General features: G+C 74.5%; 9 protein-coding genes. 2 read left to right on the top strand and 7 right to left on the bottom strand.

Annotated features, from left to right (window positions below):
• Positions 1 to 15: 15 nt before the first annotated feature.
• Positions 16 to 357, bottom strand: a complete 342-nt coding sequence (locus tag ACGF1Z_RS23360) for an MGMT family protein (RefSeq protein WP_393006974.1) — start codon at positions 355 to 357, stop codon at positions 16 to 18.
• Between the two features lie 89 nt (positions 358 to 446).
• The gene (locus ACGF1Z_RS23355) at positions 447 to 575 is read right to left on the bottom strand and encodes a hypothetical protein (RefSeq protein WP_393006972.1); all 129 of its coding nucleotides are present in this window, start codon (positions 573 to 575) and stop codon (positions 447 to 449) included.
• Between ACGF1Z_RS23355 and ACGF1Z_RS23350 the strand changes: the two genes are divergently transcribed.
• Both ACGF1Z_RS23350 and ACGF1Z_RS23345 read left to right on the top strand, forming a co-directional pair.
• Positions 574 to 3,183, top strand: coding sequence for a lysylphosphatidylglycerol synthase domain-containing protein (locus tag ACGF1Z_RS23350; protein ID WP_393006970.1), 2,610 nt, complete (start codon positions 574 to 576; stop codon positions 3,181 to 3,183). The genes ACGF1Z_RS23355 and ACGF1Z_RS23350 overlap by 2 nt on opposite strands.
• A 146-nt stretch (positions 3,184 to 3,329) precedes the next feature.
• Positions 3,330 to 4,901, top strand: coding sequence for an alpha/beta hydrolase (locus tag ACGF1Z_RS23345; RefSeq protein WP_393006968.1), 1,572 nt, complete (start codon positions 3,330 to 3,332; stop codon positions 4,899 to 4,901).
• A gap of 200 nt (positions 4,902 to 5,101) precedes the next feature.
• Here the strand turns inward: ACGF1Z_RS23345 and moeZ are convergent, their stop codons facing one another.
• From moeZ to ACGF1Z_RS23320, 5 genes are all read right to left on the bottom strand, one after another.
• Positions 5,102 to 6,280 (bottom strand): adenylyltransferase/sulfurtransferase MoeZ, encoded by a 1,179-nt coding sequence (gene moeZ / locus ACGF1Z_RS23340; RefSeq protein ID WP_393006966.1) that lies wholly within the window; start codon positions 6,278 to 6,280, stop codon positions 5,102 to 5,104.
• A gap of 63 nt (positions 6,281 to 6,343) precedes the next feature.
• On the bottom strand, positions 6,344 to 7,081 hold the full coding sequence (locus tag ACGF1Z_RS23335) for a spherulation-specific family 4 protein (protein WP_393006964.1): 738 nt from the start codon (positions 7,079 to 7,081) through the stop codon (positions 6,344 to 6,346).
• Positions 7,069 to 8,031, bottom strand: coding sequence for an NAD-dependent epimerase/dehydratase family protein (locus ACGF1Z_RS23330; protein ID WP_376632178.1), 963 nt, complete (start codon positions 8,029 to 8,031; stop codon positions 7,069 to 7,071). The genes ACGF1Z_RS23335 and ACGF1Z_RS23330 overlap by 13 nt, the downstream gene beginning before the upstream one ends.
• A 133-nt stretch (positions 8,032 to 8,164) precedes the next feature.
• The gene (locus ACGF1Z_RS23325) at positions 8,165 to 9,607 is read right to left on the bottom strand and encodes a hypothetical protein (protein ID WP_393006962.1); all 1,443 of its coding nucleotides are present in this window, start codon (positions 9,605 to 9,607) and stop codon (positions 8,165 to 8,167) included.
• Positions 9,608 to 9,620: 13 nt separating this feature from the next.
• Positions 9,621 to 11,306, bottom strand: coding sequence for a DUF3492 domain-containing protein (locus tag ACGF1Z_RS23320; RefSeq protein ID WP_393006960.1), 1,686 nt, complete (start codon positions 11,304 to 11,306; stop codon positions 9,621 to 9,623).
• Between the last annotated feature and the right edge of the window lie 200 nt (positions 11,307 to 11,506).

Raw genomic sequence — 11,506 nt, 5'->3', positions numbered from 1 at the left:
GGGTCCGCCGCGCCCTCACCCGTCCGTGCCGTCCCAGCGGGCGCGCCGCATGTCGAGCCTGGCCGGGCCGCCCTCCGGCTCCCGCAGCGGGGTGCCCTCGGCCCGGTAGTGACCGAGGGCACGGTGTTCGTGGCCGGGGAGCAGGGTGCCGTCCGCGCGGACCACGCGCCACCAGGGCACGGAGCTGCCGTACAGTGCCATGACCCGGCCCACCTGGCGGGGCCCCCCTTCGCCGAGCCATTCGGCGACGTCGCCGTAGGTCATCACCCGCGAGGGCGGGATCTGCTCGGCGACCTGAAGGACCCGTTCCGCGTACGCGGGCAGCTCGGGCAGCTCCTGGTTCTCCATTCGGCCCATCCTGCCGCACCGCACCGACAACCCCCTGATGCCTCCGTACGGCCCCTTCTCGTGCCACCATCGTGCGGGCGGTGACTGGTGATACGAGATCAAGAACACGAGACGACGGCGACGGCGACGGCGGCCATGACGGCGACGCCGGCGGCGGCCACGACGGCATCGGCGGCCACGACGGCGCCGCCGACCACGACCACGGAACGGCACGCAGAGACGGACATGGTGATGGCGCAGGACAGTCCGCCCGAGCGCGCGCCCGAGCGCGTATCCGGCGACGAGCCGCTGCTCGCTGCCCGCGTGCACCGGCCGTCCGACCTGATGCGGCTGCTCATCGGCGTCCTCGCCATCGCCGTCGTCCTCGCCATCGCCGCCTTCGCCCACGGCACGACCTCCGGCCTGGAGCAGGACATCAACAAGGGCGCCGGCGGCGCCCCCGACGTCTTCGTCAAGATCGCCGGTCTGGTGTCGTCCATCGCCGTCCTGCTCGTCCCGGTGGCCTTCGCCATCGAGCGGCTCGTGAAACGTGACGGACTGCGCATCGCCGACGGCGTGCTGGCGGCCGTGCTCGCCCACGGCGTGACGCTCGCCACGGACCTGTGGGTGGCCAAGGCGGCGCCCGGCACCATCCAGGACGCGCTGACCCAGCCGCAGTCCGGCGGCGGGCTCACCGACCCGGTCCACAACTACCTGGCACCGGTCATCGCGTACATGACCGCGGTGGGCATGGCCCGAAGACCGCGCTGGCGCGTGGTGCTGTGGGTGGTGCTGCTGCTCGACGCCTTCACCATGCTCGTCGCCGGCTACACCACCGCCTTCTCGATCATCCTCACCGTGCTGATCGGCTGGACGGTGGCCTACGGCACGCTCTACGCGGTCGGCTCCCCCAACGTCCGGCCCACCGGGCAGACACTGCTGGCCGGCCTGCGCCGGGTCGGCTTCCGGCCGGTGACCGCGCTGCGCGCCGAGGGCGTGCCGGACGCCGCGGACAGCGGGGACCGGGGGCGGCGCTACATCGTGACGCTGGAGGACGGGCCGCCGCTCGACGTCACGGTCGTCGACCGCGAGCAGCAGGCGCACGGCTTCTTCTACCGGGCCTGGCGGCGCCTCACCCTGCGCACCATCACCACCCGCCGCTCGATCGTGTCCCTGCGCCAGGCCCTGGAGCAGGAGGCACTGCTCGCGTACGCGGCGATCGCGGCGGGCGCCAACGCACCCAAACTGATCGCCACCTCCGAGCTCGGCCCGGACGCCGTGATGCTCGTCTACGAGCACCTGGGCGGCCGGAACCTGGACTCGCTGGACGACCAGGAGATCACCGACGAGCTGGTGCGCAGCGCCTGGCGCCAGGTGAAGGCGCTGCAGTCGCGCCGGATCGCGCACCGCAGGCTCGCCGGCGACGCGATCGTGGTGGATCGTTCCGGCAGGGTGATCCTCACGGATCTGCGCGGCGGCGAGATCGCCGCGGGCGATCTCGTCCTGCGGATGGACATCGCGCAGATGCTCACGACGCTGGGCCTGCGGGTCGGGGCCGAGCGGGCGGTGACGGCGGCCGTGGAGGTGCTCGGCCCGGACGCGATCGCCGACTGTCTGCCGCTGCTCCAGCCCATCGCGCTGAGCCGGTCCACCCGCGCGGAGCTGCGCCGGCTCGCCCGCGAGCGCTCGGCGCGGGAGCGCGAGGCGGTCCTCGCGGCCTCGGAGGCGGCCAAGCAGGAACGGGCGGACGCGCGGGCGCAGGCGGACCTGGTGGCGGACCGCAAGGCCGCGCGGGCCGAGAAGAAGGCCGAGAAGCGGGCGCTGGACGAGGCCCTGGACGAGGCCCGCGAGGAGGACCTGCTGGCGCAGATCCGCCAGCAGGTGCTGCGGATCCGGCCGCAGGCGCCGGTGGAGCCGGTGCGTCTGGAGCGGATCAAGCCGCGGACGCTCGTCAGCCTCATCGCGGGCGCCGTCGCCGCGTACTTCCTGCTGTCGCAGATCGCCCGGACCCCGCTGTCGACGGTCGCCGAGGCCGACTGGCGGTGGGTGGCGGCGGCCGTGGTGTTCTCGGCGTTCAGCTATGTGGCGGCGGCGATGAGCCTGCTGGGCTTCGTGCCCGAGCGGGTGGGCTTCTGGCGGACGGTGGTGGCGCAGGTCGCCGGCTCGTTCGTGAAGATCGTCGCGCCGGCGGCGGTCGGCGGCGTGGCCCTGAACACCCGCTTCCTGCAGCGTGCGGGGGTGCGTCCGGGGCTCGCGGTCGCGAGTGTCGGTGCCTCGCAGCTCTTCGGGCTCGGGGCGCACATCCTGCTGCTGCTGTCCTTCGGCTATCTGACCGGCACGGAGAAGTCGCAGTCCTTCAGCCCGTCGAGGACGGTGATCGCCGGACTGCTCACGGCGGCGGTGCTGGTGCTCGTCGTGACCGCGATCCCGTTCATGCGCAAGTTCGTGTCGACGCGGCTGCGCTCGCTGTTCGCCGGGGTGGTGCCGCGCATGCTGGACGTGCTCCAGCGGCCCATGAAGCTGGTGACCGGCATCGGCGGCATGCTGCTGCTCACGGGCGCGTTCGTGCTCTGTCTGGACGCCTCGATCCGGGCCTTCGGGCAGGGGCACCAGTCGATCAGCTACGCGAGCGTGGCCGTCGTCTTCCTCGCGGGCAACGCGCTCGGTTCGGCGGCGCCGACGCCGGGCGGCGTCGGCGCGGTCGAGGGCGCGCTGCTCGCGGGTCTGCTGGCGGTCGGACTGCCCATCGACGTCGCCACTCCGGCCGTGCTGCTCTACCGGCTCCTGACGCTGTGGCTGCCGGTCCTGCCGGGCTGGATCTGCTTCAACTGGCTGACGAGGCGCGAGGCCCTGTAGGGCCGCGCCCGCGGCGGGGCCCGCGGGCGCGGCCCGCGGTGGCGGACGGGCGGGGTGCGGGCGACCGCCGCCCCGGGCGCTGCCGGGCGCCACCCGCATGGCCCTCCGCCCGCGCGGCGGCCCGGGGGGCGGCAGACGATGGGCACATGCCGATCTCCGCCGCTCAGCGTGCCGCCCTGCTCACCGCGACCGCCCTGCTGCTCACCGCCGGGTGCTCCGACGACGGGGACAAGGAGGCGGCCGCGGAGCCGAGCGGGCCGGTCGGGCTCGACGCGCTGGCGGGGCAGCAGCTCGAATGGTCGCCGTGCCTGCCGCCGTCGCCGGCGGAGGGCGGCGGGCCCGCGCCGTCGCCGCTGCCCGGCGGGGCGCCCTGGGAGTGCAGCTTCATGAAGGCGCCGCTCGACTACGCCAAGCCCGACGGCGACACCGTCGAGCTGGCTCTCATCCGCGCGAGGGCCCGCGACACGAGCCGGCGGATCGGCTCGCTGGTCTTCAACTTCGGTGGCCCCGGCGGCTCCGGCGTCACCGGTCTGCCCAGCTTCGCGACCGACTTCGAGGGCCTGCGCTCCCGCTACGACCTGGTGTCCTTCGACCCGCGCGGAGTCGGCCGCAGCGAGCCCGTCGAATGCGCCACCGACAAGGAGCTCGACGCCTACTACGCCCTGGACTTCACGCCGGACGACGCCGCCGAGGAGCGGACGCTCGCGGCGGCACAGCGGAAGTACGCGAACGGCTGCGACCGGAACGCGGGCCCCCACCTGCCCTACGTGGGGACGGAGAACGCCGCCCGCGACATGGACCTGATGCGCCGGGTCCTCGGCGACGACAAGCTCCACTACTTCGGCATCTCGTACGGCACCGAACTCGGCGGGGTCTACGCGCACCTCTTCTCGAAGAACGTCGGCCGCGCGGTCTTCGACGCGGTCATCGACCCGACGGCGGGGGTGGAGGCCGGCGCCCTCGGGCAGGCGAGGGGCTTCCAGCTCGCGCTGGACAACTTCGCGAAGGACTGTGTGGACCGGGGCGACAAGTGTGTGCTGCCGGGCTCGTCGGTCGCCGAGATCGAGGGCTTCATCACCGATCTCCTGGCGGAGCTCGACAAGAAGCCCATCCCGGGCATCGGCGACCGGATGCTCACCCAGACCCAGGCGACCAACGGCATCGCGCAGGCCCTGTACTCGAAGGAGTTCTGGCCGTATCTGGAGCAGGGCCTCGACGAGGCCGACGGCGGCAACGGGGCGCTGCTGCTCGCCCTGTCGGACTCGATGAACGGGCGCAGCCAGAACGGCAGTTACAGCAACATCCAGGCCGCCAACGCCGCCATCAACTGCGTGGACTTCAAGGAGCGCTTCACCCTCGGGCAGGCCAAGGAGCGGCTGCCCGAGTTCCGCCAGGCCTCCCCGGTCTTCGGCGACTACATGGGCTGGGCCCTCGCGAGCTGCGCCCCGTGGCCGGTCCCGGGCACCTGGGAGCATCCCGACGTCTCGGCCCCCGGCTCCGCCCCGATCCTGGTGATCGGCAACACCGGCGACCCCGCCACCCCCTACGAGGGCGCCCGATCGATGGTCGAGGCCCTCGGACCGGGCGTCGGCGTGGAGGTCACGTACAAGGGCCAGGGCCACGGGTCCTACAACAGCGGCAACCGGTGCGTGAAGGCGGCGACCGACGCGTATCTCCTGGAGGGCAGGGTGCCCGCCTCCGGGACCGTGTGCCAGTGACGCAGACGGAGAGGGGCCCGGTGGTGTCCGTCGGAGCGACGGACACCACCGGGCCCCTCGCACGCTGCCGGGCAGCGTGCGCGGTCCGGACCGTGGGCCTCGGATCGTGCCGGGCGGCGGCCCGGTCCGGGGGACCCCCAGGGCCTGCCTGCACACTCCCGCCTGCCCTCCGGGCAACGACGGGAGTGTGACGACAGGACCTAGTAGACCGGCTTCTCCGGCTCGATCTGGTGCACCCAGCCGATCACGCCGCCGCCGACGTGGACGGCGTCCGCGAAGCCCGCGGACTTGAGGACGGCGAGGACTTCCGCACTGCGGACACCCGTCTTGCAGTGCAGGACGATGCGCTTGTCCTGCGGGAGGTCCTGGAGGGCGTTGCCCATGAGGAACTCGTTCTTCGGGATCAGGCGGGCGCCGGGGATCGAGACGATCTCGTACTCGTTCGGCTCGCGGACGTCGATGATGTCGATGTTCTCGCCGTCGTCGATCCACTCCTTGAGCTGCTTCGGAGTGATCGTGGAGCCGAGCGCCGCCTCCTGGGCCTCCTCGGACACGACGCCGCAGAAGGCCTCGTAGTCGATGAGCTCGGTGACGGTCGGGTTCTCGCCGCAGACCGCGCAGCCGGGGTCCTTGCGGACCTTGACCTGGCGGTACTGCATCTCCAGGGCGTCGTAGATCATCAGGCGGCCGACCAGCGGGTCGCCGACTCCGGCGAGGACCTTGATCGCCTCGGTGACCTGGATGGAGCCGATGGACGCGCACAGCACGCCCAGGACGCCGCCCTCGGCGCAGGAGGGGACCATGCCCGGCGGCGGGGGCTCCGGGTAGAGGCAGCGGTAGCAGGGGCCGTACTCGGACCAGAAGACCGAGGCCTGGCCGTCGAAGCGGTAGATCGAGCCCCACACGTACGGCTTGTTGAGCAGCACGCAGGCGTCGTTGACCAGGTAGCGGGTCGCGAAGTTGTCCGTGCCGTCGACGATCAGGTCGTACTGGCTGAAGATGTCCATCACGTTCTCGGCCTCGAGCCGCTCTTCGTGGAGGATCACGTTCACGTACGGGTTGATGCCGAGCACGCTGTCGCGCGCCGACGCGGCCTTGGAGCGGCCGATGTCGGACTGGCTGTGGATGATCTGACGCTGCAGGTTCGACTCGTCGACCTCGTCGAACTCCACGATGCCGAGCGTGCCGACACCGGCCGCGGCCAGGTACATGAGCGCCGGCGAACCGAGGCCGCCGGCGCCGACACAGAGCACCTTGGCGTTCTTGAGCCGCTTCTGTCCGTCCATCCCGACGTCCGGGATGATCAGGTGGCGGGAGTACCTGCGGACCTCGTCTACGGTGAGCTCGGAAGCCGGCTCGACCAGGGGTGGCAGCGACACGGAGTCTCCGATGGTCGGTATGTCAGTACGGTTGTTCTCCGCACAACACTGCCACGGCCCTTCTCATTCCGAGACACCCCGTCCGATACGCGAGACGATTTCGTCCCAGTAGCCGGGCAGCGTGTGGAATTGATCGGTTTGTCCGGGCCGGCCCCTGCGGTCGGTCATGAAGACCGTGCCGGCGCCCTGCCAGCGGGCGATCCGCAGGGCCTCGTCCAGATGCGTCCGGGGCACCCCGTGGACCAGGTGCACGAACTTCCCCGCCGGGTACTCGGCCGTCCACTCCGCCACCTGCGACCAGCGGTAGTCCGTCCACGCCCCGGAGAACGTGACCAGCTGGTCGGCGCTCTCCGCGTAGCCCGGGTACGGATGGGTGCCGTGCGCCAGGACGAGATGGACGGTGTCCTCGCGCAGCGCCTCCAGGGTGGCGGCGATCCGCCGGACGCCCGGCAGGTCGGCCCGGTCGGCCGGCGCGCGGTCCAGGTAGAAGCCGTCCGTCCGGTACCAGTCGAGGAAGCGCTGGGCGTCGGAGACGAGTTCGCCGAAGGGGCGCGAGCCGTACCGCAGGTCGAGGTGGCCCAGCACCCGGACGCCCGCGTTGCGCAGCCTGCCCGCCGCCGCCAGGCAGTGCGGGTCCGGCCGGGCGCCCGGCCCCTCCGCGACGTTGAGCACGGCCCAGTGCACCGGGGTGCCGGGGCGGGTGAGTTCGGCCCATTCGACGGGCGCGAGCAGGGGGTGGGCGTAGCCGGGGACGCCCACCCCCATGTCGGTGACCGTCCCGGTGGCGGTCAGATGCGGCATGCCGCCTCCATCCAGATGTCCGCGAGGGACTCCTCCAGATTGATCCGGGGCCGCCAGCCGAGCCGGTCGCGCGCGGTGCGGACGTCGGCCTGCTGCCAGGGGCCGCAGCCGTCGGGGTACGGGTAGGGGGCGGCGGCCAGTTGCTCGGCGATGGACGCCTCGGTGCGCGGGGCGCCGATCACCGAGCGCGGCGGCGGTCCGTCGAGCTCGTGCAGCTGGCCCGCGTAGCCGGCGACCCTGGCGAGGACGGCGGCCGCGTCGCGGAGCTTCACGGCGCGGCCGGTGCCGATGTTGACCACGCCCTGGGCGGCGGAGAGCGAGGCGGCGTGCACGGCCCGGGCCACGTCCCGGACGTCGACGAAGTCCCGCTGCACACCGAGTCCGCTGAGCTTGAGCTCGCCGTCGCCGGCCTGCATCGCACGGCGCATGGCCTCCGCGAGCCGGCCGAGTGGGGAGCCGGCCGGGGTGCCGGGGCCGACCGGGGAGAAGACCCGCAGGACGACCGCGTCCAGGCCGGAGCCGAGGACGAGTTCGGTGGCGGCGAGCTTGGACACGCCGTACGGGCCGCCGGGCCGGGGCACGGCGTCCTCGGCCGTGGACGAGCCGGGCTGGCTCGGCCCGTACTCCGAGGCGCAGCCGACCTGGACCAGCCGGGCTCCGCAGCCGCTGCGGCGCAGGGCCTCGCAGACGGTGGCGACGGCGACCGTGTTGTGCCGGGTCAGGTCGCGGGCGCCGCCCCGGGTGGCTCCGGCGCAGTTGACGACCACTCCGGGGTGGACCGCGTCGAGGAACCGGGTCAGGGCGCCGGGGCTGCCGGTCGCGAGGTCGAACCGCACGTCGGCGTCGTCGCCCCGGCCGAGCGCGGTGAGGTGCACCGCCGGGTCGGCGAGCAGGCGGTCGGCGACGAAGCGGCCGATGAATCCGTTGGCTCCGAGCAGCAGCACCCTCATCGTGCGGCCCCTTCGTGCCGACCGGCCGTGGCGTGGGATTGGGGGGTCATGTCTCTTTCGTCTCCTTGGGAGGGTCTACGAGGGGGAAGGAGGGGTACGCCGGCGGCGTCGGCTCCGCGGGTGCGCCCCGGGGTCAGGCGTGGGCCGAGGCCCGGGAGAGCGCCGTAGCGGCGTGGACGAGCAGGGCGAGGGCGGCGCCGCCGCAGACGAGGGCGGGCACGGCCCCGGGGCCCCAGTGGTCGACGACCGAGCGGACCGGCACGCCGACGAGGTCGCAGCCCGGGAGCCGGGCGGCGAGGACGCTCGCCAGGACGAGGGCCTCGCCGGCGCAGGTGGCGGCGAGGACGCCGGCCGCGCCCTCGGGGTGGCCGTGCGCCGTGAGCAGCCGGGCGAGCAGGAGCAGGGTGCCGAGTGCGAGGGTGCCGGGACGGAAGCCGGTGAGGGCGAGCAGCCCGGCGAGAGCGGCGAGGTGGAGCAGGACGCCGCCGAGGAGCAGCGGGCGGGCGCCGGCCGCGAAGTCGTCCAGTCCGCGGCTGGCGGCGAGCCGGCGGCGGGCCCGGACGGCGAACAGGTGGGCGCACCAGGCGGCGGGGACGACGGAGAGCGCGAGCGCGAGCAGCGGCCCGGTGTCGAACCCCCAGGTGCCGTCGGCCGGCGCGTCGAGGGCGGTGACGACGGTGGGTCCGCCGTCCGGTCCTCCGCTGAGCAGCTGTTCGAGCAGTCCGTCGCCGGCCGCCGCGTACGCGAGCAGCCAGAGCGTCCACAGCGCGGAGGCGGGCACGGTACGTCCGGAGGCCCGCAGCGGCCCGCGCCGCACGGCTCCGAAGAGCGCGCCGGCCAGCCCGAGCGCCCCGGCCGCCCCGACGAGGAGACGGGGCACCCCGGTGCTGAGCGCGAGTCCGGCGGTGCCGAGCGCGGCGACGACTCCGGGGCCGCAGACGGCGAGGGCCCAGCCCCCCACCCCGCCGTCCGCCGTCCTCGCGGGCGCGGCGCTCCGGGCACCGCCCTCGCCACGCGGCACGCGCGCGTACAGCTCCTCGGCGAGCGAGAAGACGTCCCGGTGCCGGAAGCGTGCGGCCGTCCGGTCGGTGACCCCGTGTGCCTCGAGACCGGCGGCGATCTCCAGCGGGTCCACGGCCCGTTCGCACAGCTCCCGGTGCCGGTGCATCAGGGCCCTGACGGGATCGGCGGGGCCCCGGCGCGTCCGCGGTCCGGGCGCCGGTGCGGGCACGGCCTGCCGAATCGCTTCGGCAGGGACCTCGGGGCCGGCCGCGCCGACGAGGACGGGCACGGGGTCGGTCTCGGGAGCGGTCTCGGTCGCGGGCCCGGTCGCGGGCCCGGTCGCGGGTCCGGGGTGGACCGGGGCGGTATCCCGCCGGGCGGTGGGTGCCGGTGCGACCGGTGCGGCCGGTGCCGCGGGGGCGGCCGGGAGGGTCGGCCCCGCGGGGGCGGCCGAGAGGTCGAGGTCGGGGATCGCGGGGCCGGCCACGTCGGCCGTGAGCGCGGGAGCCTTGAGGAGGGCCTCCGAGCGGGAGTCCCAGGGGCCGGGGCTGGTGGGGGCGGCGGGGCCGCGCATGGCTGTGCCTCCTTCAGGCATCGGGGTCTCCGGTGCCGGCCGCGGCGGTGACCGGCTGGTCCGCCCAGCTGCCGGGCACATGGGCCTCGGCCGGGTGCGCGAAGGGCACGCCGCTGCTGGTGCGGCGGCGGACCGGCGAGTGGGAGAGGAGTTCGAGGTAGATGCCGCGGAACGCCGCGAGGTTCTGTTCCACGGTGAACAGCTCCAGCGCGCGGGCCCGGGCGGCGGCGCCGAGCCGGTGGCGCCGGTCGGGGTCGCGCAGGAGGGCGAGGCAGGCGTCGGCGAGCGCCTTCGGGTTGCGCGGGGGTACGACGAGTCCGGTGCCGCCGATGACCTCGACGACCGCGCCGACGTCCGTGGAGACGGTGGCCCGGGCGCAGAACATGGCTTCGACGAGGCTGACGGGGAAGCCCTCGACGACGCTGGAGAGGACCACGACGGCGCTGGCGGCGTAGGCGTCCTCCAGCGTGGGGGCCTCGGGACCGCCCAGCTCCTCGAAGGAGACCGGGTTCTCGCCGACCGCGTGGGCGCCGGCCGCCTCGTCGGGGAAGAGCTGTTCGGCGAGGCCGCGGCAGTGGGCGAGGTAGGCGGCGGCGCCGGGCTCGCGCAGGGGTGCGGCGATGATCCGCAGCCGTGCGTCGGGCTGCCGCCGCCGCACCTCGGCGAAGGCGTGGAGCAGGGCGACGAGGTCCTTGGCGGGCTCGACCCGGCCGATCCAGGACAGCGTCGTGGGGTCGCCGCTCTCCTCGTCCTCGCCGACCTCGGCGAAGCGCTCGGCGTCCATGCCGGGGTAGACCGTGCGCAGCCGGGCCCGTTCGGCACCGCATCTCTCCTGCCAGCGGCGGGCGTGCGTGTTGCCGGGGGTGAGGAGCGCGGCCTGGCGGTAGACCTCGCCGGCGAGCCGGCCGTGGAAGGCGGCGAGCAGGGCGCGTACGGGCGTGGCGAGCGCGGCGCCGGTGGCGGCGAGGTAGTGGGCGCGGAGCTGGACGCCGTACTCGGTGACGAGCAGCGGGGTGCCGAAGAAGCGTTTGGCCAGCAGGCCCGGGAGCGCCGCGGCCCCGGCGGAGGCCGCGTGACAGAGGTCGACGAGCCCGAGGCCGCCGGTCCCGTCGGGGCCGTCCTCCTCGGCGTACCAGCCGAGGGAGAGCGGCCGCAGGGCCCGCTCCAGCTGGTCGGTGAAGGCGAGCTGGTCGGTGACGGTGGCGGCGGCCACGCTCCGGCGTGCGCCGGGGGCGCGGCAGGCGGACTCCAGGATCCGGACGGCCCGCTCGGAGCGGAGCGCGGCGCTCAGGCCGCCGCAGGCGCGGGCGAGTTCGGCGAGGCCGTAGAGTCCGGCGGCGAACCGCTCGGCAGCCGCCTCGTCGCCGCGGCCGGCGCCCCGGCCGAACGGCTCGCCCGTCGTGTCGGGCGCCGCGCACAGGCCGCCGGCCAGGTCCTCGAACGCGGCCTCGAAGCGGCGTCGTTCGCGCCGTCCGTAGCCGCGGCCGGCGTCCTCGGCGGTCCAGAGCGGCGCGGTGCGCACCGCCCGCACGTTGGCCGGGAGCGGCAGCCTGCCGCCGGCCTCCTGGCGGGCGTCGCGGCTCAGCGCGTAGAGGTCGAACTCGTGCGGGGCGAGCCCTCGGACGAGCCGGTCGCACCAGAGTCCGGACTCGCCGGCGGCGAAGGGATAGCCGCCCTCGGTGAGCAGTCCGATCCGCATGAGCACACCCCCGTTCTCCCGTGGACGGCGGTCACCGATCCGGTCCGGTGACCCGCAGCGGGAAGAACGTAAGCGGATGTGACGGTGGTGGGGCGGGCGGGGGTGGGGGGCCCCCCCCGGAGGGGGGGGTGGACCGAAAAATAACAACCCCCAAGCGGGGCGGGGCGGGGCGAGGGCGGTGGGTGGCCCCACGGCCAGGC

The sequence above is a fragment of the Streptomyces sp. NPDC048018 genome (assembly GCF_043202995.1).
Taxonomy (GTDB): domain Bacteria; phylum Actinomycetota; class Actinomycetes; order Streptomycetales; family Streptomycetaceae; genus Streptomyces.
Note: the sequence above shows the minus strand (reverse complement) of the source record. Positions and strands in the feature narration are given on the sequence as shown.

Excerpts from the sequence above, each read along its gene's own strand:
- ACGF1Z_RS23360 (WP_393006974.1), bottom strand. The coding sequence starts at position 357 with ATGGGCCGAATGGAGAACCAGGAGCTGCCCGAGCTGCCCGCGTACGCG.
- ACGF1Z_RS23350 (WP_393006970.1), top strand. The coding sequence starts at position 574 with ATGGTGATGGCGCAGGACAGTCCGCCCGAGCGCGCGCCCGAGCGCGTA.
- ACGF1Z_RS23355 (WP_393006972.1), bottom strand. The coding sequence starts at position 575 with ATGTCCGTCTCTGCGTGCCGTTCCGTGGTCGTGGTCGGCGGCGCCGTC.
- ACGF1Z_RS23345 (WP_393006968.1), top strand. The coding sequence starts at position 3,330 with ATGCCGATCTCCGCCGCTCAGCGTGCCGCCCTGCTCACCGCGACCGCC.
- ACGF1Z_RS23335 (WP_393006964.1), bottom strand. The coding sequence starts at position 7,081 with ATGCCGCATCTGACCGCCACCGGGACGGTCACCGACATGGGGGTGGGC.
- ACGF1Z_RS23330 (WP_376632178.1), bottom strand. The coding sequence starts at position 8,031 with ATGAGGGTGCTGCTGCTCGGAGCCAACGGATTCATCGGCCGCTTCGTC.
- ACGF1Z_RS23325 (WP_393006962.1), bottom strand. The coding sequence starts at position 9,607 with ATGCGCGGCCCCGCCGCCCCCACCAGCCCCGGCCCCTGGGACTCCCGC.
- ACGF1Z_RS23320 (WP_393006960.1), bottom strand. The coding sequence starts at position 11,306 with ATGCGGATCGGACTGCTCACCGAGGGCGGCTATCCCTTCGCCGCCGGC.